This window comes from Arhodomonas sp. KWT, assembly GCF_010993615.1.
In genome coordinates this window covers 1-22,703 of the sequence record NZ_WNXE01000041.1, presented here as the reverse complement: position 1 = coordinate 22,703, position 22,703 = coordinate 1, and the positions used below count along the sequence as shown (strand labels likewise).

The window sequence follows — 22,703 nt, the reverse complement described above, 5'->3', positions numbered from 1 at the left end:
GACCGCCTGGGTGACGGCCTCGTCGCGCAGGGTCACGTCGTGGTGGGCGCGCATTTGCCCGGCCAGACCGCGAAGCATGTGGATGGCCGTGGCCTCGTCGGGCTCCTCGATGCGCACGACCTGGAAGCGCCGGGCAAGCGCGGCGTCCTTCTCGAAGTATTTCTTGTACTCCGCCCAGGTGGTGGCGGCGATGGTGCGCAGCTCGCCCCGCGCTAGGGCCGGTTTGAGCAGGTTGGCGGCGTCGCCCTGACCTGCCTGGCCGCCGGTGCCGATCAGCGTGTGGGCCTCGTCGATGAACAGGACGATAGGCGTCACGCTCCTGCTGACCTCCTCGATCACGTCCTTCAGCCGCTTCTCGAATTCCCCCTTGACCCCGGCACCGGCCTGTAGCAGGCCGAGATCCAGGGTGCGGAGCTGGACGCCGGCGAGCGGGGGCGGGACGTCACCGTCGGCGATGCGCCGGGCCAGCCCCTCCACCACTGCGGTCTTGCCGACGCCGGCCTCGCCGGTGAGGATCGGGTTGTTCTGGCGGCGCCGGGTGAGGATGTCCACTATCTGGCGGACCTCGGCCTCGCGGCCGAGTACCGGATCGATGTGCCCGGCTCGGGCGCTGGCGGTCAGGTCTACCGTGTAGTGATCGAGGGCGAGGGTGCGGCAGTGTCCCTCGGCCGGGGCGGGGCCGTGGTCCGCGGCGGTGTCGTCGGGTGTCGCCGTGGCCTGCGCGGGTCCCGGACCGACGAGCTCGTCGAGGTGGGCCTTGAGGTCGTCGGCATTGATTTTCTCCAGCTCGCGGGCGCCGCTGGCGACGATGCGCCGCAGCTCGTCGTCGGCCAGCAGGGCCAGCAGCAGGTGGCCGCCGTGAATGCGCCGGGCGCCGTGCTCGATCGAGGCGCTGACCCAGGCGCGTTCGATCAGCCGTGTGAGGCGCGGCGAGAGTACGGGGGTGCGGGTGTTGCCGCTTCTGAACGTCGCGATGGTGCGCTCGAGCTCGCCGGCGAGGCGGTCGCTGGCGGCGCCGTAGTGGCGGAGGATGCGCAGCATCTCGCCGTTGTCGGTCTCCAGCAGCTTGAGCAGGAGGTGCTCGATGTCCACTTCGTGCTGCTGCTGCGAGAGGCAAAGGGCTGCCGCGCCCTCGCTGGCGTTGCGGCAGGCGTCGTCGAGCTTGTCGAACAGGGATTTGAGACTCACACCGATGCTCCGTCATAGGTGATTTCGAATACCGCCCGGCCATGATCGGCGGCTGGGCCGTCGTTGCGTTTGAGCCAGCCGAGCCAGCCCAGGCTCAGGCCGCCGGAGCGGCCGAGTCGGGGGCGGGGGAGGTGATCTCTGCCGAGAATCAGTTCGATCTCGAAGTCCAGCCCCGGGCCGGCGAACAGCCGGATGATGCGTTTCAGCCGCTCGTGGCGCCCTGTGCCCGGCAGCAGGGCGCGGTAGCCGTCCTCGTCCAGCGGGCCCAGCGAGACGGTGAACCGCGATTGATGGTCCCGTACCCGGGTGCCGGCCACCGCGCTCTTGCCGAGGCGGGCGTTGCGCTGGCCGAGCCGGGTGTACTGGGCGGGGTCCAGGGTGAGCCAGCGTCCGGAGAACGGGGTAACCCGGCAGCGCGCGCCGGTCGCGTTCGCCACGATCGCCTCCAGGTTGTGGCCGTTGCGCGGGCGCTGGCTCCAGAGCCCGGCGAAGTGGCTGAACAGGTCGCGCTCGATGCGCCCGGGGCGTCCGCCGTCGTTGAGCTGCCGGAGTGTCGTCGGTGTCAGCCCCTGGAGGTGGTGCAGGCCGCTCTCCAGGTCGCTGCTGCCGCGGCGCTCGTACTCGATGTGGAACCGGTATTTCTGCCACGCCTGGTAGAACAGGGCGATCATCCGGTGGGAGAACACGTCGAAGAACGCATGCGCGGCGTCGTCGCGACTGTCCACGTGGCGATTGATCAGCATCTCCGTGTAGGGGCGCGGCAGCACCCCGGATGGACCGACGAGGCCCATGAAGGTGACCTGCAGCTCCGTGAGGGCGTCGCCGCCCGGCGCGTGTGCGTGCCCCTCCTCGAAACGCAGCTCACTCACCTCGCTGGGCGGGAAGCGCAGCGAGAGCAGCGAGCGGAAGCGAAGCGGATCGTCGTGGGGCCGGTTCTCCGGGTCGATGCGTCCGCTGCGGCTGTAATGCAGCCGCAGCAGGCGCACGAGCTGGAAGAAGCCGAAACGCCAGGGCTCCGCCCGTGCCTGGTCGATCAGACCAGGGGCTGTGTGCCGGTTCTCGGGGGCCATGCGGCGACTCGCGTTTCACGCTGGCGTGAACGCAGCGTGAGCTGGGTGAAGCTGTTGAGTGTGCAGTACTGGGCGAAGAACCGGTCCAGGACCATCCCGAACAGGAATACGCCGCTGCCGGTGAACTGGCTCTCGTCCATTTCCAGGGTGATGGCGGTGCCGCGCACGAAGCTCGGGCGCGGATGGCCGATGCGCGTGGTCGTGATCCGGCTGTCGATGGAGAGGATCCCGTTGATCTGCTTGCGCACCGCAGACGCGCCCCGGTAGTCGTAGAGCGATAGCATCTCGAGTAGCGCCTCCCGGCCCTGGGAGACCAGCGAGGTGTGGTTCAGCGTCAGGTGCGAGACCAGCCGCCAGACCAGGCCCCGGCCCAGCGGTGTGCGCACGCTGGTCGTGGGCTTGCGCAGACAGCGGATGTGCCGGACGATCTCCTCGCTTTCGAGGGTAAAGTCGCCTTCCGGCGTGCCGAAACGCATCAGCTGCGGGAGGTCGCGATTGCTGCAGGTGAGCGCCATGCTGAGGGTGTCACTGCTCGCCTCCAGCATCCCCAGCTCGCGGTCGACCAGGCGCAGCCGCATCTCGGTGCCTTCCCCGGAGGCGGCCGGGACTCGCCGGGCCAGCCAGTAGCAAGGCGTCTCCTCGCCGTCATCGACGTGGCCCGGCTCGAAGAAAGGCGGGCAGGGGCGTACGCGGTCCTCGCCGGTGGTGCGCACGATCCGTGTCACCCGGTCGACGGAGACGATCTCCGTGGCCTTCGCATGGCGCACGTCGGGGACGACCGGGTATTCCGGCCGCGTGTGCGTCAGCCGGATGGGTTCGGCCTGCTGGGGGAAGAGATTGACGATGGGGGTGCAGCCGAGGCGGAAGTTGCTGCGGCCGATGTTCTGGGCGAGTCGCGCGAGGCGCTCGGGCTGATGGAAGTCGCTGAACAGGAAATCGATCTCGACATGCGTGGCGGGTCGCTCCCGCAGTGCCCGGTCCAGGCCGTTGAGGTCGAAGAACAGGAACTTCTCGGGCAGCAGGAAGTATTCGTGCAGTAGCCGGTAGCCGAGAAACGAGCGGGGCGAGTAGTCGATCAGCCCCTCGTCCTCGGCGAAACCCACCGGGGTCAGGGGGGCGTCCGGCAGGCGCACCTGCCGCTCGCGGCCGCCGTCCACGAATCGTACCGCCACCTGTGCGGTGCTGTTGAGCAGCAGCTCGTAGAGGGGGTGCATCAGGCCGCCCTCGCCGTCGAGAAAGAACCGTAGCCGGTCGATGCCGAGGCTGGCGAAGTTGGTGCTTCCCAGTGCCTGAAGCGAGAGCGTCAGCCGGGCGACGTGCTCGTTGCCGTGGGCGTTGAACGAGGATCGCTCGAGCCGGGTGAGGGCGGCATCAGTAACGGCGATGGGCCAGACATCGACCGGGTAGCAGGTGCGGAACTGGCAGGGGGTGCCTTCGACGGGCCGCGAGTGCAGCATGCTGTGTCGCGGCAGGTGATAGCGCCTGGACAGCGTCGTCTCACGGCCGGGGTCGAACTCCGCGATGGACAGCGCCGGCGTCGGGCGCAGGTAGTGGGGGTAGAGCACGTCCAGGAAGGCCTCGACAATCTCCGGGAAATCGTCGTCCAGCTTCTTGTGGATCCGGGCGCTGAGGAACGCGAAGGACTCGATCAGGCGTTCGGCATGCGGGTCCTCGCAGTCGTCGGCGCCGAGCAGCAGCCGCGAGGCGATCTTCGGGTAACGGTTCGCGAACTCCTGTCCCAGGTAGCGCAGGTGGGAGAGTTCGCGCTCGTAGTAGGGCAGCAGCTCGTCGAGCATCAGCGCAGGGTCCGGACGGTGTACCGGCGGGTGCTGACCTGGAGCACGGCATCGAAGGCGACCTGCTCGTCCGCTTCGGACAGCGTGAGCAGGGCCTTGATGCGGAAGCGCAGGATCCGGTCGCCGTGTTCGAAGTCGGCGAGACTCACGTGCACGCCGCTGAAGCGGCGGTCGCCGCATTCGATGGTGCGTTCGAGCTCACGCCGGATGCGGCGGCGCTCGTCCGCGCAGTTCAGCCCGCGGCTGGTGAAGTCCGGCAGGCCGTATTCCAGCAGCGAACCCTGCAGGCCCGGCCATGCATCGAGCTGCGCCGCCAGCAGGTCCTGGCGGGTGTTGACCAGCATCTCGAGGTCGCGGACAACGCTGGCACGGTAGTCGTCCAGGGTACACCGGTGCCCGGGGCCCGGGTCGTGTGGCTGGCTCGGCGCCCCGTCGAGCAGGCGGTCGAGCAGGGTCGGTATCATTTGGCGCGATGTTGCCGTCATTTCCTTGACCTGTTTTCGCGATGCGGCACCGCCCGCCCCGCGCGTCCCTGTGCCGGGCGTGGCGGGGCGGGGCCAGGGGGCCCGCGGCCGGCGCGGCGTCAGCTGCCGCGCGTGGACTGCGGCAGCTCCGAGACCAGACGCAGCGAAGCGGTCAGCTCGTCGAGCTGGTAGTGGGGGCGCAGGAAGGTCACCGCCTTGTACGCGCCGGGCTTGCCGGGCACTTCCGCGACCTCCACCCGGGCCTCGCGCAGCGGATACTGGGCCTTCGCGTCCTGGCCGGCGTTGTCGTCAAGGAGCACGTACTGGGACAGCCACTCGTTGAGGTAGCTCTCCACGTTCTGCCGGGAGGCGAAGCTGCCGACCTTGTCGCGCATGATCGCCTTCATGAAGTGCGCGATGCGCGAGGTGGCGAAGATGTACTGGAGCTGCGAGGACAGCCGTGCGTTGGCGTTGGCGACGTCGGTGTTGTACTGCTTGGGCTTCTGGGCGGACTGCACGCCGAAGAACGCGGCGTAGTCCGTACCCTTGCAGTGCACCAGCGGTATGAACCCTAGGTCCGAGAGCTCCTTCTCGCGACGGTCGGTGATCGAGATCTCCGTCGGGCACTTCAGGGCGACCTCGCCATCGTCGGTGCGGAAGGTGTGCGTGGGGAGGTCCTCGACCAGTCCGCCGCCCTCGACGCCGCGTATGGCGACACACCAGCCGTAGTGCGAGAAGGCGTCGTTGACGCGGGCGCCCATGGCGTAGGCGGCGTTCATCCACAGGTACTTGTTGTGCTCGCGGCCGTCGACGTTCTCGGTGAAGTTGAAGGCCTCGACCGGGTTAGTCTCCTCGCCGTAAGGCAGGCGCCCGAGGACGTGGGGCAGGGTCAGACCGACGTAGCGGGCATCCTCGGAGTTGCGGAAGGACTTCCACTTGGCGTACTCGACGGTGTCGAAGATCTTGGCCAGGTCCCGCGGGCCGATCATCTCGGTGAACGAGTCCCAGCCGAAGAGTTCCGACGAGGCCGCGGAGATGAACGGGGCGTGCGCCGCCGCGGCGACGTGGGAGATCTCCTCGAGCAGGTAGATGTCCTGCGGATGGCGGCCGAACTCGTAGTCGCCGACGAGCATGCCGTACGGCGCGCCGCCGAAGGTGCCGTACTCCTCCTCGTAGACCTTCTTGAACAGGGCGCTCTGGTCGAACTCCGAGGCCGACTTGAGATCCTTGAGCAGGTCTTTCTTCGGCGCGTTGAGCACGTGGATCTTCATGTTCGTGCTCGTCTCGGTCTGGTCGACGAGGTATTTGAGCCCCCGCCATGAGGATTCCAGCTGCTGGAACTCGCTGGCGTGCATGACCTCGTTGAGCTGATCGGAGAGCAGCGAATCGATCTCGGCGATGCGGGCGTCCAGTACCGCGATCAGGTCCTTGCTGGGCGTGACCTCGCCTTCGAGTACCTGATTGACGAGTTCGTCGATGAGGTCGCGGGTACGCGAGCGCTCGCTCTCAGAGCGCGCGACCCGGCTTTCGGAGATGATGCTGTCGAGCAGTGAGCTCTCCGGCGCGAAGACCTCCGGCGAGTCCGTCGCCGTCTGCGGTTCGGGCTGCTTGTCGGCCATGGTGGTAGGCTCCCTTTACCTGTTACTCGCCATCCTGTTTCGAATCCACGGCGGCCTCCCGACCCAGCTCCTGGCCGAGTGCCTTGAGCTTCTCGGTGTTCTGGAGGACATCCATGAGCAGCTCTTCGAGCCGGTCGTTGCCGCCCATCTTGTTGCGCAGGTCGGCGAGCTTGCCGCGGACCTCGAGGAGCTTGCGCAGCGGTTCGACCTGGCGGACGACGTTCTCGGGCTCGAAGTCCTCCATCGAGTTGAAGTTGAGCTCCACCGGCAGCTGGCTGTCGTCGCCTGCCAGGGTGTTGTCGACGCGAAAGCTCAGGCGGGGCTTCATGCCCTTGAGCACGCTGTCGAAGTTGTCGCGGTCGATGTTGACGAACTTGCGCTCCTTCAGCCGCGGCGGCGGCTCCAGCGGGTTGCCGCTGTAGTTGCCCATCACGCCGACGACGAAGGGCAGCTCCTTCTTCTCGATGCTGTCGCCGATCTCCACGTCGTAGGTCAGGTGCACCCGCGGGGCGCGTACGCGGGAGAGCTTTTTCTGGGTGCTTTCGTTCTTGGCCATGCGTCACTCCTTTTGGGCAGGCCAGTGATTGGGGTCGGTCTACTGTTCCCCGCCGGATGCCAGGGCCTGGAGCAGTTGGGTCCGGACGCCGTCTTCCATGGCGTCGATGTCCTCGCGGCTGACCAGCTCCTCGAAGGTGCGGCTGCCGGATATCTCGGTGCTGTGCCGGATGACGCGGTCGTCGGGCAGGTGCGCGGCGACGGGGGCGTTGATTACGCAGAACGGCATCTCGCCGAAATCGTCCAGCGTCTGGAACGTGACCGGGAAGCGCAGGCCCTTGAACAGGCGGCCGAGGCCGCCGGCCTTGCTGAAGCAGTAGAAGGCCATCAGGTAGTGCACGACGAAGCGATGGAGCTCCGAGTTGCTGCGGTTGGCGTCCCGGGTGATCCGCCGGAAGCGGGTGAGCTCGAAGCTGCTGTAGCCGATGACCCAGCGCGTGGGACTGAGGACACGGATGGTGCCCTCGATGCCGTCGATCGCGTGATCGTGCTCGAGGGGATACAGCGTCGGGGTCGAGTCGAGGAGGTCCAGTGGCACCTCCAGCTCGTTCATGAGGCTGAACGGCCGGCCGCTTGCGTGACGCTCATACAGCGTTTTGAATTCCTTGAAATTGTGATGCGCCTCCCGGGTGCTCCCGCGGGGCGCGCCGGTGAGGTACTCACCGAACAGTGTCTGGGGCTTGACCAGTGGAGAGACCGTGCCGAGGTAGTCCGCCGCCTGGGCCCTGAGCAGTTCCGAGATGGTGCGGGTGTTCTTGCGTGAGCGGATGAACCCCTCGACGTCGAAAGGCTGGCTCATCGCGCGGACTCCACGCCGGAGGCCGCATGCCGCCGGCCCGTCGCCGGGGGGCGGTACGCCTGCGGTGGCAGGGGCGGCGCCTGCGGGTCGTGGTGCTCGGCGGTGTGCATATCAGCGCGTACTCCCTGTTGCGCCATACCCGTTGTGGTCTGCGGCCGTGCCGGTCAGTCCTCTGCCGTGTCGGGCCGTTGCATTGCTGTCGCGGTGGTCGGCGGGAACCGCACGGGTCGCGGTTCCAGGACCACCGCCCGCCCGTCGGCGCCCGTGAGTCTCTCACCCTGGGTGCTCACGGGCTGGAGTGCGCCGTTGGACCGGCGCTCGTAGTAAAGCTCGCGGCCGATTTCCGGCGTCATGTGATAGCGCGCCGGCGTCTTCCCTTCAGCGGGACGGGCGACCTCCCAGCTCCCCCAGGCCGAGCTGGTCCGCTCGCCGCCGGCGGCGTCGATGCGCTCGCGGTTGAGTAGGAATCCGGAAGGTCTGCCGGTCTCGGGATCGCGGTGGATGACGAGGTCCGTGCGTATGCCGCCGCAGTCCTCGCAGGGGAGGGTGCCGACGAACCGCTCCGCCGGCTTGAACGCCGGGCCGCTCCGGGGTGGCGGCGTGCTACACCCGGCCAGGACGACCAGCATTGCCATCGTGAGAAGGGCGGTCAGGCGCCGCGACTGTTCCGTGTCATGTGTCTGCATTGGCTCGGTTCTGTTCCATGAACGCGCCGTAAGACTTTACCGGGAATGTAGCATTCCATGCCAGCACGAGTGTATTGTATCTTTCGCCAAGCGCGAACTGACTATGCCAAGGGAAGGTGATTGCTCGTGTTCGTATCCTCTCGCTAGCTTCCCGTCTCCCGGCCGTGAATCGGTCCATCGGTGCGTTGTGTCCTGCCTTCGGTGCGGGACAGAGCCGCCTTGCCGATGGGGCGTCTCCGGCGCCGCTCCGCGTGCTGCGCCCTGATCGTTGTCGGGGCCCGGAGGTGCGGAGGTCCCGGACCCGTTTCACGGACGTGTCGCGAAGCCTGTTCCGGCGGAGGAGTCGAGCGCATGACGGTGGCAGGACCGGGATGGGTCGCTGCGATCGTTGTCCGTGTCCAGCAGCGCCCGCTGTGCCCGCGAGGGCATACCCGGACTGATCGCCAGCGCCTTTCCCCGGGTCGTCGTTCCACCATCGTCCGGCCGTGGTGCCGGCACGTGCAGTGCCGGCGACGGAGCTGGCCCGCAGGGCCCCGTCCAGCCGGCGCAGGGACGCTGCGCAGCCGGCGTATCGGTCCCGCGATTACCTCTTCCCGCCAAACGCGCTGATTTGCAGCGGCCCATAGGGGGCCTTGCGGATCGAGGGGCGGATTGTCTGGAAACGGGTGTCGGGGTGTTGCCGGAAATGACTGGAATTCGAGTGCATTGGCTGCTGCTGTCCTGCCTGATCGCCCTGGCCCTCGGGGGCTGTGGTATCGCCGACCGGATGGGTAATCAGGTGGACGGGTCCTGGGCCGGCGACATGCTGTTCAGCCAGAACCCCGAGGCACGGGTGACGGTGACCGCCACGGAGACGGTCAACCCGGACGCGACGGGCCGGGCGCTTTCGGTGGTGGTGCGGACCTACCAGCTCGGTGAGCTTGACCCGTTCATGCAGGCATCCATGGCGCAGCTGTGGGGCGACGACGCGGGGGTGCTCGGGGCGGCACTCCTGTCCAAACGCGAGATGACCCTGCTGCCGGGCCAGGCGCGCACGGACTCGGCGGCACTGTCGCCACGGGCGCAGTACCTGGGTGTGGCGGTGTTCTTCCGCAACCCCGACGGTGGGGAGTGGCGTGTCGCCTTCGACGCCGAGGCGCTCCGCGACGACGGTGTGCTGTGGTCCTCCGACGGCGTGATGCTCCGGCTCGATGGTGAGCACGTCTTCGTCGAGCGGGGGAGCGACCTGCTCGCCCGGCAGTGACGGACCGGGACGGCCCGGTGGAATGCGAATGTCGGCCAATGGAACTGGAAGGCTAGCGTGAGCAAACGGAACCGGATCATGTGGTCGGAGGGAATGTTCCTCCTGCCGCAGCATTTTCAGTATCAGGATGAATACCACCAGCGCAACACGGTGGAGCTGGGCCGACGGAACACGCCCTTCGACTGGGGGGTTCAGGCCCTCGCCTTCGACGAAAGCGCCCTGGAGCGCGGCACCCTCAGGCTGACCCGTCTCAAGCTGGTGTTCCCGGACGGCACGTTCGTCGACGCCCCGCAGCACGATCCGCTGCCGCCGGCGCGCGATCTCGGCGACCTCGCGCTGGACGGCAAGGTGCGCGTCCACGCCGCGTTGCGGCTGCTCGAGCCGTACGCGCCCAGTTATGCGGACGAGGGACACGACTCCCGGCAGGGGCAGCGGCGTTATGTGCAGCGCTTCGAGACTATGCCGGACCTCAACGAGGGGGCGCTGGAGAACGAGCTGGGGATGCTGGAGCACGCCACCGTGCTGATGCTCGAGACCGACGAGCTGGAGGGCTACACCCATTGCCCGATCGGCCTGCTATCGCGTAACTCCGCCGGGCGGCTGGGCCTGGAACAGCGCGAGTTCATGCCGCCGGCGCTGCATCTGGATACGGCGGCACTGCCGCGGGAGATCGCCGACCGTCTGCTCGGGCTGCTTGGTGCCCGGAGCGAGGTCCTTTCGGGGCGCCGGCGTGAACGTGCCGACCAGGTCGCCGAGTTCGGTTCCAGCGACGTGACCCTGTTCTGGCTGCTCTACACGATCAATCAGGCATGGCCGCGGCTGGCGCACCTGCGGGCGCACCCGTCCCTGCATCCGGAGCGGCTGTACTGTTTCCTGGCCGAGCTGGCGGCGAGCCTGATGACGTTCTCCATGGCGCACCGCCTTGGCGATATCCCCGAGTATGACCACCGCGATCCCGCCGCGTCGCTCTCCCGGCTGGAGGGGACGGTGCGGGAGTTGCTGGATATCGTCATCCCCAACCAGTACATCTCGATTCCGCTGGAGCAGACGCGCCCGTCCTACTACCTCGCCCGCCTGGAAGACGAGCGTCTCACCCGGGCCGAGTTCTACATCAGCGTCCATGCGGATATGCCCGGTGCCCGGCTGATCGAACTCGTGCCGAGGGCCTTCAAGGTCGGCTCGCCGGATGACATCGAGGTGGTGGTCAACACCGCGCTGCCGGGGGTGCGGCTCGAGCACGCCACGCGGCTGCCGAGCGCGATTCCGGTGCGACTGGACAACCACTACTTCGCGCTGGAGCCCCACGGCAGCGGCTATGAACGGATGATGGCCGCGCAGGCGATCTCATTCTACGTCCCCAGCGGATTTCCCAGTCTCAGCATCGAACTCATGGCGGTAGTGAAATGAACGAAGCCCTGTCCGTGTCGGGGAACGTGGCAGAGCCCGCAACGCTCGCCGCGTTCTCGCGCGATTTCCTGTCCATGATCCTGATGGTGCGCCGTGGCGAACAGGCGTCGAGCGTCGAGCGTTTCGCGGAGCGGGTGGACGAGTGGTTCATCGCCTTCGAGAAGCAGGCCCGGCACGCACGCTACAGCGTCGAGGCCGTGCGCGACGCCCAGTACGCGCTCTGTGCCTTTCTCGACGAGAGCGTGCTCAAGGGGGGCGCGGACAATATCCGCGGCCACCTGGAGATGCACCCCTTCCAGTACAAGTATTTCGGCGTCCACCTGGCGGGGGAGGGGTTCTTCGAGCGCCTGGAGGCGCTGCGCGTGGATGTGCGTGGCAACCTCGATGTGCTCGAGGTCTACCATCGCTGTCTGGCACTGGGGTTCGAGGGCAAGTTCAGCCTCGACAACCGTGACCAGCTGCGCTACATCGCCAACACCCTGGGCCAGGACATCGCCCGTTACCGCCGTGCCCCGGAGGACGCGCGCGAGCAGTGGCAGCTGCCGGACCAGGTCAGTCAGCTGCTGCGCCACGAGATCCCGCTGTGGGTGTACCTGCTGTTCATGGCGCTGATCTGCCTGGCCGTCTATGGCGGACTGCGCTGGTGGCTCGGCAGCGAGAGCGAGGTACTGATCCAGCGTATCGGCGCCCTGTTCAGTCTGTAGCGGCGGGTGGCGAACATGGATCGTTTGAAACGCATACTCAAGGCCCTGAAGGGATTCTGGCCGGTCTCCATCCTGCTCTGGCTCGCCGGGCTCGCCCTGTCAGTCGTGCTGTTGCCGCTGTGGATCCGCGAGCGCGACACGATCTTCATGGTCATGGCGCTGTGGACCGCGCTGTGGCTGTTCGCCGTCGTGCTGCGCCAGTACCACCGTATCCGCGCCGAGCGCAATATCGAGAGCCTGGTGGAGCTGGAGGTCCACCGCGAGGGGGCGGAACAGGCGGAGGGCAGCGGCGATTACCGCATCCTGCGGGAACGCCTGCAGCACGCCCTGTCGATGCAGCGTGCCGCGCGCTCGATGGACGGCGGGCGTGCCTCGCTCTACGAGCTGCCCTGGTATCTCGTCATGGGCCTGTCGGCCTCCGGCAAGACATCGCTTCTGAGCCGTTCGTCGCTGTCGGCGGCCATGGCGGGCGGCGCCGGCAGTTCGGCACTCAGTGGCACGCAGCACTGTGACTGGTACTTCAGCCGGGACGCGGTGCTGGTCGATACCGCCGGGCGCTACCTGGTCGACGACGAGCCCGCGGCGGAGTTCGCGGACTTCCTCCGCACGCTGCGGCGACAGCGCCGCAAGCCGGCAATCAACGGGTTGATCCTGGTGGTCAGCCTGCCCGAGCTGCTCGAACAGAGCCGGAGCGAGGATCAGGCCCTGGCCGAGCGGCTCACGACGCGGATCGACGAGTACCGTCGCTGTCTCGGGGGGGATCCCCCTGTCTACCTGTTCTTCAGCAAGGCGGACCTGCTGCCCGGCTTCCTCGACACGTTCGCCGGCCTGGACGTGCAGGAACGCCAGACGCCCTGGGGGGTGACGTTCTCCCTGGAGGACGTCCGCAACCGCGGGGTCGCCGGTGCGTTCGAGCGCCGGTTCCCGGCGCTCGTGGCCGGCCTGCGTGACCGGGTGGACCGGCGTCTTGCCGAGGAGGGGGAGCGCTGCGACAGCGCGCTGCTGCGTTTCCCCGACTATTTCGCGGAGCTCGGCGAGGTGCTGCACGACTTCATCGCACGTCTCGATCGGCGCCGTCATCCCGACGATGCGCCGTTGCTCCGGGGGCTCTACTTCACCAGCGCGCTGCAGGACGGCGATCCGCTGCCTGCGCTGCTCGACGACCAGGTCCGCGAGACCTTCGCCCTCTCCGGACGCGGCTCCGGCGATCCGGCGTCCGCCGACGCAGCGGCCGGTGCGTCGGCCGATCCCGCGCCCCGGGTGGTGGCCGGTGGTGGCCAGCGCAGCTTCTTCATCGCCGACGCGTTCCGCCAGGTCATATTCCCCGACCGGAATCTCAGCCTCTACCAGGCCTCGCGGGGCTGGTCGCCGCTGCTGCTGATCGCCGCGGCCGTGGTGACGGTCGGCGTCGTCGCGCTACTCGCCGGTTCGGCCTGGCACAACCGCGAATGGCAGCAGGCGATCGCCTCGGATCTGGTCGCCGCCGGCGACAGCCGCCCGCTGGACGTGTACCAGCGTGGCCGGCTGCTGGCGGGCTGGCATGACCACCTGGAACGCATTGCGCGCTTCGACGAGACGGGCGTGCCGGTGCTCTGGGGGGCGGGCCTCTACCAGGGACCGGCCCTCGCGCCGGAGCTGAAGACGAGCTGGTCGAGGCTGATGCGCGAGCAGGCGCTCGAGCCTGTGGTCGCGCACCTGCGCCGCCGGCTGATCGCCCTCCATGCCTTTGCCGAACGGACCGGGGCGGTACCGTCCGCCGGCGCCGCACCGCGGGATGCCGCCGGGACCGGAGGGGCGTCCGGGGCGGCGGCCGCGCTGCGGGGCGAGGCCGCGTCGATGGGCGACAAGGCGGTGGAGCGCGTGCGTGAGCGCGCCACCACAAGGCCGACGCTGGGCAGCATGCCCACGAGCCTGTCCGAGGCGCGCAGCCGGGTGCGGAGCGAGGCGAGTTCGCGGACCACCGACAGCGTCCGGGATGCCTGGTGGTCGGCGCGCAGCGATGCCCGCAATCAGCTCGAGCGGCGGCTGCGCAATCCCGGCGAGACGCTGTCGTCCATCGGCGGCGGTGACGCCGATGGCGGGGGGGCGGGGGATGCCGGGCCGTCGTTGTCCGAGGCGTTCCTGGCGGAGCTGGACCAGGGCGACGTCGAGCGGCTGATCGAGGGGTATTCGGTTCTCAAGCTCTACCTGATCCTGACGGCGCCGCAGCGCCACGACGATCAGGGGGCGTTCGTCGCCGGTGCCCTGCCCAGGCTGTGGCACCGCGTGAACCCGCGGACGGCCCCGGGGGTGATCGATGCCAACAGCGAGCTGTATACGGACTATCTCCGTGCCGGCGAGGCGCCGGCCCTGACGCGCGATCCGGCGCTGGTCAAGCGTGCGCGGGCGAGTCTCAACGCCTTCCTGATCGACAACACGCTCGTCGACCGTGCCTATCTCAAATACCAGCTGGAGGTCGAGGACCGTTACGAGTCGCTGACGCTCGCGGACATGGCCCCCGACATGCCGGGCCGGCTGCTCTACGCGCGGCATTCGGTACCGGCCTTCTACACGCGCCGCGTGTGGCGGGAGTATCTGCGTCCCGCACTGGCCGAAACCGTGTCCGGGGATCTCAGGCAGCAGTCGGACTGGGTGCTGGACGACGGCGACAGCGACGACGAGGTCCGCTCGAAGGCCCGTTTCGTGCGTCAGCTCATGCGTCGTTACAAACGTGACTACGCACGGGCCTGGGAGCGTTTCCTGCGCAACACCCACGTGGCGGATTTCGCCACCCTGGAGGAGGCCAGTGCGGGCCTTGCCCGGCTCGGTGACCTGCAGAAGTCCCCGTTGCGGCAGGTGCTCGAGGCCGTGCACCGCAATACCGCCTGGGACGCCCCGGACGCGCTCGGCGACCGGGAGCCGGACGGGGAACCGGAGGCGGGCTTCTGGGGGCGCGTCGCGGGGGTGTTCGATGGCGCAGGGGAGCGTGTTTCCAGCGGGCTCGACCGGGCGTCACTCCCGCGCCTGAAAGACGGTGCGCTGGCGGCGCATTTCCGCCCCGTGGCACGTCTGCTGGTTGCCGAGCGCGCGAGCGGCAGCGAGGAGTCCCTGCTCAGCCGTTATCTGCTCGATCTGCGTCAGCTCAAGGTACGGGTCGACACCATCCGCAAGGCCCGCAGCCCGGGCAGCCGGAGCAAGGCGCTGATCGCGGCGACGCTGACCGGCAAGACCACGGAGGTCAGTGTGCTGCGCAACTTCGTAGCCGCTCAGGTGGACACCTCCCGCGTGGCCCTGGTGAGTACGCTGCGGCCGCTGTTCGAAACGCCGGTGGAGAACACCTGGCAGGCCCTGAACGGCCCTGCTCGCCATCAGCTCAACAAGGCCTGGGACGAGCGGATCCATACACCGTGGCAGCAGATGGTAGCGGGACGTTATCCGGTGGCCGATTCCGTCAACGAGGCGTCGGTGCGCGACGTATCGCATTTCATCGATCCGGACAGCGGTCTGCTGGCGACGTTCCGCGACGAGGAGATCGGCGACCTCGCCGGCGGAGAGGACGATGGCGAGGCCGGGCTGGTGGACCCGCGGATGATAGAGAGCATCGACAGGGCGCGGGAGCTGGGACGGGTGGTCGACAGCCTCTCCGATCTGCGCAATGGCTTCGAGGTGCGGATGAATCCCTCCCCCGGACTCACCGACATCATCCTCACGATAGACGGGCAGACGCTTCACTACCGCAACAACCGCCAGGAATGGAAACGCATGGTCTGGCCCGGCGAGGCGAAAACCCCCGGGGCACGGCTCGACGTCGTCACCCGCAATGGCCGCCGTCACACGGTCTTCGACTATCCCAACCGCTGGGGGTTGCTGCGGATGATCGGCAGCGCGCACGTGAGTGCCGTCGACCGGGCGAGGCAGCGCCTGAGCTGGCGGACCTACGCCGGCGCCGTCAGTTTCCAGGTGCGCAATTTCGGCGGTGTGAGCATCACGGACCTGCAGCGGATCCGCTCGCTGTCCATTCCGGAGCTGGCGCAGTGAGCGGGCAATGGCAATGATCGGCTGCTTCGGAAAGGTGCCCTCGTGTGCCGATTTCATCGGTGTGAACGCCGCCGGCGATGCCGTTCGCGAGCTCGACGGTCGGTTGCAGGCAGGGCTGCTCGAGCTCTCGGAGCAGCCGGACTGGATCGCGTGTTTCGATGCGCTGCCCATCGTGTATTTCGGTTTCCGCGCCCGGGACGGCAGCGACGTGATCGGGGGCATGATCAGTTCCTGCGATGCCAGCGGGCGACGCTATCCGTTCCTGGTTTTCCAGGTGATCGAGGCGTGGCGGCGCCACGTGCCGATCGGTTGCGTGCACACGCTCTGCGAGATGTTTGCCGGGCGGATCCGCCCGATCCTGATCAACGCGGTGCACGGAGATGCCACCACCGATCCCGGCGGGCAGATCCGTGAGTTGCGGGCACTGAGCGACGAGGACATCGCCCTGTACGAGCGCGTACACGCGCGCCTGCTCGAGGATTTCAGCTTCGCCGACATCGCGGCGACGCTTCGCCAGGGCTGGCCGGAGTTCGTCACCGGCGCCTGTCTTCACCGTCTTGCCGTGCTGATGGGGCAGTGGCGTTATGGTCGACGTCGCCCGACGGCGTTTCTGCCCCTGCCCGCGGAGCGCGGGCTGAAACGCTCGGTGGCCGATCTGTGGCATCGATGGCTCGGTGAGCAGCTGCCCGGCCCGGAGCCCTCGCCGGCCATGAGTCTGCTGTTCGACGACTTCATGCGCCCGCGGTTGCTGCTGGTGCCGCCGTCGGACGATGCCGGCCACTTCTACCCCTTGCTCGCCGGCCGTGACGGCGGGGATCACGGCCATGACGTTCTGGCCGCATTCGGCACAGGTGTATGGCATCCCGGGACGCTTGCTCTGCCCGACGAGCGCCTCCCGCTGGCCGAATTCACCGCCCGCTTTACGGAACTGCTGGAACGGGACATCGCCAACGGATGGGACGCATGAAACGCCTGAGATGGTCGCTGCTCAAGTACTGGTTCCTGAAGTACCGGCCCTACTTTCTGGGCGGGCTGTTCTTCGCCGCCATCTTCCTGGTCTGGTGGCTCGGGGTCGTGCTGGGGTTCTCTTCCCTCGGCAGCCTGCTGTTCGGCATCGGCACGTTCCTCGTGCTCTCCGCCGCGTATGTGCTGCTGCTCTACCGGGGCGTGGACCGCAAGCGCAATCTGGAGCATCTGCTCCTCGATGATGCGGACCGCGCGGTATTCGAGGCCAGCCCCCAGGACCGGGAAGAGGTCAGCCTGCTCCGCGAGCGCCTCCTGCAGGCCATCGAACGGCTGCACAAGCAGCGTGGCGGGGCCCGCTGGCGCCGTAACGACGCGCTCTACGAGCTGCCCTGGTACATGATTGTCGGCCAGCCGGCGGCGGGCAAGAGCACCATGATCTACCAGTCCGGCCTGAACTTCCCGTTCGCCGAGCGCGAGAATGCCCGTGTGGCCGGCATGGGGGGGACGCGGCACTGCGACTGGTTCTTCAGCGCCGATGCGATCCTGCTCGATACCGCCGGGCGGTACATGGACGGTGGCGACGAGGCCGGCAAGTGGAAGGCCTTCCTGTCGCTGCTGCGGGACCACCGTCGACGCTGTCCGCTCAACGGCCTGATCGTGGCCGTGAACATCAGCGACGTCATCACCACCGATCAGAGCGGGCGCGAGCAGCTGGCCAAGCGGCTGCGCGAGCGGATACAGGAGGCACGCGAGTCACTGGAGTCGAGCCTGCCGATCTACCTGGTGTTCACCAAGTGCGACCTGATCCAGGGCTTCGCGCCGTTCTTCGAGCGCCTCTCCGAGGAGCGCCGCTGTGAGGTCCTCGGGCATACCTTCGCGCACCGCGGCCACGAGCGCGTGGACTGGTCCGAGAAGTTCCGGGTTGCCTTCGAGCGGCTCCGGCGCCGTTGGCTGGAGGTCAGCGAGGACGATCTGGTGCGGCGCGATATCCGTGAGGCCCGGCAGGACGGCGTGGCGTGGCAGTTCCCGCTGGAGTTCGCGGCACTGGCCCGTCCCCTGGAGCAGTTCGTCGCCGCGCTCACCAATGCCAACCCGTACCAGGACGCACCGCTGCTGCGCGGTTTCTACTTCGTGAGTGCCCTGCAGGACGGAGAGGCCATCCGCGGCGCCTGGGCCCGTGACGTCCATCGCCGCTTCGCCCTGGAGCCGGGGCAGGGCGGGGAGCCGGCGGCGCACGGCGAGCGCCCCTTTTTCATCAACGAGCTGTTCACCCGTGTGATTATTCCGGATCAGCACCTTATCGGGCTGTATGCGAGCCACGCCCGCGAGCGGCGCCGCAAGTGGGGATGGATCGGCGCGGGGGCCACGGCGATGCTGCTCCTTTGCGCGGTATGGTCCCTGTCCGCCTGGTACAACCACCGCGAGATCGCACGGCTGGACAGTGCGCTGACGCAGGCCCGGTCCGACGACGCGGGCCGGCCGGACGCGTATGCCCCGTGGCAGACCCTCGACACGCTGCGGGGGGCGGCCGCGGCTTACTACCGTCGCCACAGCGAAACCGGCGTCCCCTGGTCCATGCGTTTCGGGCTCTATCAGGGAGAGCGCATCGAGGCCGCGGTCCGTCGGCGCTACTTCGCCGCGTTGCGGCCGATCATGCTGGAGCCCGTCGCCGCCAACCTCACCAAATCGCTGTATACCCTGACCACGGTCGACGTCTACCGGCGCGACAGCGATATTCGCGAAGCGGTGCATATCGACGGTGTCGCCGGTTTCGCCCAGCCCGAGAGCAACACGGCCAAGGCCCTGGCCGGTTTCGGCCGCAATGCGCTGGGCACCTACGTCATGCTCTCCAGCTCGCCCCGGGCGGACGTGAAGCCCGACTTCCTCATCCGCCAGCTACCGGCGTGGTGGTATCCAGAGCTCGACGCCCCGGAGCGCGGGGCGTCGCGACACGAACGCGGCCTCCGCCGGGCGGGGCGACAGATCGATTTCTATGCCCGGCAGCTGCATGAGCCGGACGTGCCGCGCATCGACGGCAACGAATTCCTGATTTCCAGCTCGAGACGCTATATCGACAGCCTCCTAGAACGGTCCCTGTCCAGTCCCGAGACCATCATGCTCGGCTCGGATACGCTGTTTGCGTTCGGCCGCGGCGACTATGCCGGCCTCCAGGACGCCGGGCGTGACGAGCTCGACGAGGTTGCCGAGCGGCTGCTCAACACGCCGAGGCTCGGGGAGGTGATCATTACCGGTCACGCCGACCGGGTGGGCAGCGATAGCGCGAACCGGCGCCTGTCGCTGCAACGCGCCCGCACGGTGCGGCGCTACCTCATCGGGCGGGGCGTGCCTTCGGGACTGGTGGAGGCGGACGGTGTCGGCAGCAGCCGGCCACTGGTCACCTGCGGCGACGATCTGCCCCGGGCCCGGCTGATCGACTGCCTTGCGCCGAACCGGCGTGTGGAGATCGAGGTGCACAAACAGTGACGGGAAGTGAACGGGATCTCGTTACCCCACGACGGCGATTGCATAATCCGCCTGAAGGCGAAAAAATGACTTCCACGGCGCCTGCATGAACGCGGGCGCTAGGTTCTGTCCGGGGTGGTGACGGGGCGTTGTGTCGTCATCGGCCGGCGGAAGCTGCCGCAGCGCGGTGCGCTGCGGCAACCCAGGGAAGCGCTGATAACCGGCGAGAGTCGTCAGGCGCAGTAGCACGGAACGCTGTAATCATGTCATATCCACGCTCAGTGCCGCGCATTTCTGCGTTCGATGGGGCAATCCCGCCCGCTCCGGCGTTTATCCAGTGTCTCCCCAATAACGGCGATGGCCTGTATCAGCGGACGTCGGCGTATTCAGCGACATCCATGCCACGGGATGGCGGGTGTCTATCTGTCGATCGCAAAATTGGGAGCAATGGAGCATGGCATTCGACGCGTATCTGAAAATCGACGGAATCCCCGGTGAGAGCCTGGACGACAAGCACAAGGACTGGATCGAGGCGCTCAGCTTCGACTTCGGTGCGAGTCAGTCCACGTCCTCGACGGCGAGCTCGGCGGGCGGCGCCTCCGCAGAGCGTGTCAATCTCAGCGAGTTCCGCGTGCGCAAGTATGTCGACAAGGCCTCGGCGAAACTCTTCGAGGCGTGCTGCAAGGGTCAGCACATCAAGGATGTCACCCTCCACGTCAACCGTGCCGGCGGGGACAAGCTGCGTTACATGGAGATCAAGCTCGAGGAGGTGATCGTCTCCTCCACGAACATGGAGGGGACCTCCACCGCCGCAAGCTATGACGAGAGTGTCAACCAGGAGGACGTGCACGACCTGCCCTCCGAGGTCATCAAGTTCAACTTCGCGCGGATCAAGATCACCTACACCCAGCAGAAGCGTTCCGACGGCCAGGGCGGCGGCAACGTTGCCGGCGGCTGGGATCGCACCCGCAACAAGGTGTATTCCTGACCACGGACGCGGGCCCTCCGGGGCCCGCGTTTCCGCTGGCTTTAGCGGCGATAGGGGAAACACGGCCGCAACGGCGGCGTGCCATTCGCCGGAGGTGATGCGCACATCACGCAACCCCCACCAGGGAAGGTGCCATGCAGACACTCGGCGATCTGACCATCGAGGCGCTCACGGCCCCGGTCGACGGTGGCAGCGGCGAGGACCTGGCGTTCTCGCTGCTGTTCGACGAGATAAAGGAGGCCCGCCGTGCCGACCCGACCTACCTGCCCCAGGGGGACTGGGAGGTCGATCTCAAACGCTCCGACTGGGAGGCCGTCGTACACCTGTCCTCCGAGGCGCTTGCCGGTCGCAGCAAGGATCTTCAGCTCGCTGCCTGGCTCACCGAGGGGCTGGCACATCGTGAGGGCTTCCCGGGAATCCGTTTCGGGCTGACGCTGACGCGCACGCTGCTGGAGCAGTTCTGGGACACGCTGTATCCGGAGCTGGACCCCGACCCCGAGGAGCGTGTGGCGCGCCTGAACTGGCTCGCCTCGACCCTCGCCGAAGTGGCGCGCGGTCTGCCGCTGGTGCAGGGCAACGGCTACGCCCTGGTCGACTACGAGGAATCCCGCGAGGTCGAGAATCAGGCCCGTGCCGACGCGGACGCCATGCAGGCCGCGCTCGCCGAAGGGAAGATCAACGATGAGCTGTTCCAGCGTTCCGTGGTGCTCAGCGACACCGCCTTCCTGCAGGAGCGACACGACGGCCTTCAGGGGTGTCTTGACGCCCTTTCGCAGCTCGAGGCCTGCAGCGACGCCTGTTTCGGTGTCGACGGCCCGGGGTATTCGGCGTTGCAGGCCGAGCTCGAGCAGTGCCGCGATCTGGTGGCCCGGCTGCTGCGCGAGCGCGGTGTCACCGATATGCCGGAGGAGGCCGGCGAGGCGAATGACGGGCCGGCCGGGGAGGCGGTATGGACGGTCCCCGCGCCGGCGGCGGCCGGAGGTCGCGACGGGGCGCTGCGCACCCAGCCGGAGACCCGGGAGGAGGCCTTCGAGATGCTCGCCGGGGTCTCGCGATTCTTCAGGCAGAGCGAACCACACAGCCCCGTGCCGTACCTGGTGGAGCGGGCCGTGAAATGGGGACGCATGCCGCTGGAGGAATGGCTTCGCGACGTCATCAGGGACGACGGCGTGATCGAGGGCATCCGCGACACCCTCGGCACCCGTGTCGCCGGGGAGGAATGACCCCATGCACCGCCCCTCGATCTACGATCGGCTGCACCGTTACCGCAAGCCGGAGGCGCCGGCCATGGACGCGTCGCCACGCTTTGAAGCCGGGCGGCTGGCACTCGTGGCGGCCCTGGCGTTGACCCCTGCCGGTGTGGTGTCGACCTCCGGTGTGCCGGAGGCCGTGGCGCCGGCGCAGGATGCCGCGTTTTCGGGACCACGCGGTGAGCCGGCACTTGTGCATCGGATAGAGGGACTCATCGAGGCTTCCCCCGGTGTGCCGGGCGACCCCATAGTCTGTCGCGAATGGCTACTGCTGGGGACACTACTGGACGAACTCCTGCTCGTGACGGCGGACATCCCCGAAGAGGCCGTCGTGGATGTGGTCTGGACAACCGCACTGGCCGCCCCTGCGCGTGACTGGGTCGTCGAGCGGCTGAAGGGCATGCTGGAGCGGTGGCGGTTGCCGGTCACGTTCCAGTGGGTCGAGGTCCGCCCTCCTGCCGACTGTGCAAACCTTCACGAGCGTCTGGCACCGATGCCGGGGAGCCGTGCCAGATGGGTGGTCTGGCTGTCAGCCTCGTCGCTGGTCAATGGCCCTGGTGTGGACCAGCTCGCCCGTGAAGGCGCCCTGAGGACGGTAATGCATCCGCAGGGTCTGGCCGCCGGGGAGGCCGCCAGCGCTGTTGTGTTCAGGCGGCTCGTGCCGGACGAGTCGGGGGGCGCCCCGGGGACCGCGTGGACGCTGCATCGCGGGCAGCGGAGCGCGTGCGTGTCGAGACGGAAGGGGCGCGGGCTGTCGCAGGCGTTGGAGGATTGTATCGGCGAATATACGGCATCGGTATGTGACGATCTGCCCGAGGCGGATACGATCATTACGGATACCCCGGGCTTGCCGGGGCGTTCCGGGGAGCTGGCGGGCATGCTCAGTGTCCGCTATCCGCAGATGGACCTCGCCGAGCATGGTGCCGATATCGAGATGCTGTGCGGTTGGCCCGGCGATGCCGCTTACGGCGTCCAGATCGCCCTCGGGGCTGCGGTGGCCGGAGTGGATGGCAACGCTCTGCTGCTCCAGCTCAGAGAGGATGGCATTACCGGCGCGCAGTGGCTGCTTGGTAGTCCTGCACTCGAGGCGGACAAGGGCGTGGCTGATGCCGGGTAGGACGTCATCGGTGGGCGTTATCGCGACCACCGGACGAGGCGAGGGCACCACGGGCGGTTCCGTGCCGGTGAAGCGGTTACCCGCGGCCGTGGCCTAAGGGCCTTCGATGGCGCCGGTACCTGGCTTGCCCGGTGAGGCGGGAAGCACGGTCGGTGACCGGCTGCCACAAATGCAGAGTGCCTGTTAGCAGCGGGTGAGACCCGCGGCAAGGATGCCCCGAAACTCATCGGGCGAGAAGCAATCAGGAAGATTGGCTATGACGGATGTCTCTCTCATGGACACGCTGCTCGATCGTTTCGACGTCGAGCTCACGCAGCACCAGCGGCTGCTGCGCCTGGAGCTCGGCGCACCGGCCGGGCTGCTCCCCCACC

17 protein-coding genes are annotated in these 22,703 nt (G+C 67.8%); 9 read left to right on the top strand and 8 right to left on the bottom strand.

The features are described from left to right. From G7A99_RS08980 to G7A99_RS08945, 8 genes are all read right to left on the bottom strand, one after another. Window positions 1–1,188 (bottom strand): AAA family ATPase (locus G7A99_RS08980; protein ID WP_163139633.1); only part of this gene is annotated, 1,188 nt, incomplete at its 3' end. Beyond that, the gene (gene tssG / locus G7A99_RS08975; protein ID WP_018718747.1) at window positions 1,185–2,258 is read right to left on the bottom strand and encodes a type VI secretion system baseplate subunit TssG; all 1,074 of its coding nucleotides are present in this window, start codon (window positions 2,256–2,258) and stop codon (window positions 1,185–1,187) included. The genes G7A99_RS08980 and tssG, both read right to left, overlap by 4 nt. Further along, a complete protein-coding gene (tssF, locus tag G7A99_RS08970; protein WP_163139631.1) occupies window positions 2,222–4,054 on the bottom strand; it encodes a type VI secretion system baseplate subunit TssF in 1,833 nt (610 codons plus the stop codon). Before tssF ends, tssG begins: the two co-directional genes overlap by 37 nt. Further along, window positions 4,054–4,518, bottom strand: coding sequence for a type VI secretion system baseplate subunit TssE (gene tssE, locus G7A99_RS08965; protein ID WP_163139629.1), 465 nt, complete (start codon window positions 4,516–4,518; stop codon window positions 4,054–4,056). The genes tssF and tssE overlap by 1 nt, the downstream gene beginning before the upstream one ends. A gap of 119 nt (window positions 4,519–4,637) precedes the next feature. Further along, window positions 4,638–6,137 carry a type VI secretion system contractile sheath large subunit gene (tssC, locus tag G7A99_RS08960; protein ID WP_163139627.1) on the bottom strand — a complete coding sequence of 500 codons (1,500 nt, stop codon included), beginning with the start codon at window positions 6,135–6,137 and terminating at the stop codon, window positions 4,638–4,640. A gap of 22 nt (window positions 6,138–6,159) precedes the next feature. After that, on the bottom strand, window positions 6,160–6,693 hold the full coding sequence (gene tssB, locus G7A99_RS08955; protein WP_018718751.1) for a type VI secretion system contractile sheath small subunit: 534 nt from the start codon (window positions 6,691–6,693) through the stop codon (window positions 6,160–6,162). A 39-nt stretch (window positions 6,694–6,732) separates the two neighbouring features. Continuing rightward, on the bottom strand, window positions 6,733–7,491 hold the full coding sequence (locus G7A99_RS08950) for a hypothetical protein (RefSeq protein ID WP_018718752.1): 759 nt from the start codon (window positions 7,489–7,491) through the stop codon (window positions 6,733–6,735). Window positions 7,492–7,655: 164 nt separating this feature from the next. Continuing rightward, window positions 7,656–8,177, bottom strand: a complete 522-nt coding sequence (locus G7A99_RS08945) for a copper resistance protein NlpE N-terminal domain-containing protein (protein ID WP_018718753.1) — start codon at window positions 8,175–8,177, stop codon at window positions 7,656–7,658. A 685-nt stretch (window positions 8,178–8,862) separates the two neighbouring features. On the opposite strand from G7A99_RS08945, the gene tssJ reads away from it, so the two are divergent. The 9 genes from tssJ (at window position 8,863) to G7A99_RS08900 (ending at window position 22,332) form a co-directional block, all read left to right on the top strand. Then, window positions 8,863–9,420, top strand: coding sequence for a type VI secretion system lipoprotein TssJ (tssJ, locus tag G7A99_RS08940; protein ID WP_084594199.1), 558 nt, complete (start codon window positions 8,863–8,865; stop codon window positions 9,418–9,420). Between the two features lie 57 nt (window positions 9,421–9,477). Next, a complete protein-coding gene (gene tssK / locus G7A99_RS08935) occupies window positions 9,478–10,827 on the top strand; it encodes a type VI secretion system baseplate subunit TssK (RefSeq protein WP_163139625.1) in 1,350 nt (449 codons plus the stop codon). Next, window positions 10,824–11,531, top strand: a complete 708-nt coding sequence (gene icmH / locus G7A99_RS08930) for a type IVB secretion system protein IcmH/DotU (RefSeq protein ID WP_163139623.1) — start codon at window positions 10,824–10,826, stop codon at window positions 11,529–11,531. The genes tssK and icmH overlap by 4 nt, the downstream gene beginning before the upstream one ends. Window positions 11,532–11,546: 15 nt before the next feature. After that, window positions 11,547–15,548 carry a type VI secretion protein IcmF/TssM N-terminal domain-containing protein gene (locus G7A99_RS08925; RefSeq protein WP_163139621.1) on the top strand — a complete coding sequence of 1,334 codons (4,002 nt, stop codon included), beginning with the start codon at window positions 11,547–11,549 and terminating at the stop codon, window positions 15,546–15,548. A gap of 7 nt (window positions 15,549–15,555) precedes the next feature. Continuing rightward, complete coding sequence (gene tagF, locus G7A99_RS08920; RefSeq protein ID WP_240466203.1) at window positions 15,556–16,515, top strand: type VI secretion system-associated protein TagF; 960 nt, start codon at window positions 15,556–15,558, stop codon at window positions 16,513–16,515. Further along, window positions 16,512–18,998, top strand: a complete 2,487-nt coding sequence (tssM, locus tag G7A99_RS08915; RefSeq protein ID WP_018718759.1) for a type VI secretion system membrane subunit TssM — start codon at window positions 16,512–16,514, stop codon at window positions 18,996–18,998. The genes tagF and tssM overlap by 4 nt, the downstream gene beginning before the upstream one ends. 433 nt (window positions 18,999–19,431) lie before the next feature. Continuing rightward, window positions 19,432–19,965 carry a type VI secretion system tube protein Hcp gene (locus tag G7A99_RS08910; protein ID WP_018718760.1) on the top strand — a complete coding sequence of 178 codons (534 nt, stop codon included), beginning with the start codon at window positions 19,432–19,434 and terminating at the stop codon, window positions 19,963–19,965. Window positions 19,966–20,099: 134 nt separating this feature from the next. Further along, a complete protein-coding gene (gene tssA, locus G7A99_RS08905) occupies window positions 20,100–21,188 on the top strand; it encodes a type VI secretion system protein TssA (RefSeq protein ID WP_163139619.1) in 1,089 nt (362 codons plus the stop codon). Between the two features lie 4 nt (window positions 21,189–21,192). Further along, window positions 21,193–22,332 carry a hypothetical protein gene (locus G7A99_RS08900; RefSeq protein WP_163139617.1) on the top strand — a complete coding sequence of 380 codons (1,140 nt, stop codon included), beginning with the start codon at window positions 21,193–21,195 and terminating at the stop codon, window positions 22,330–22,332. Window positions 22,333–22,703 lie beyond the last annotated feature (371 nt).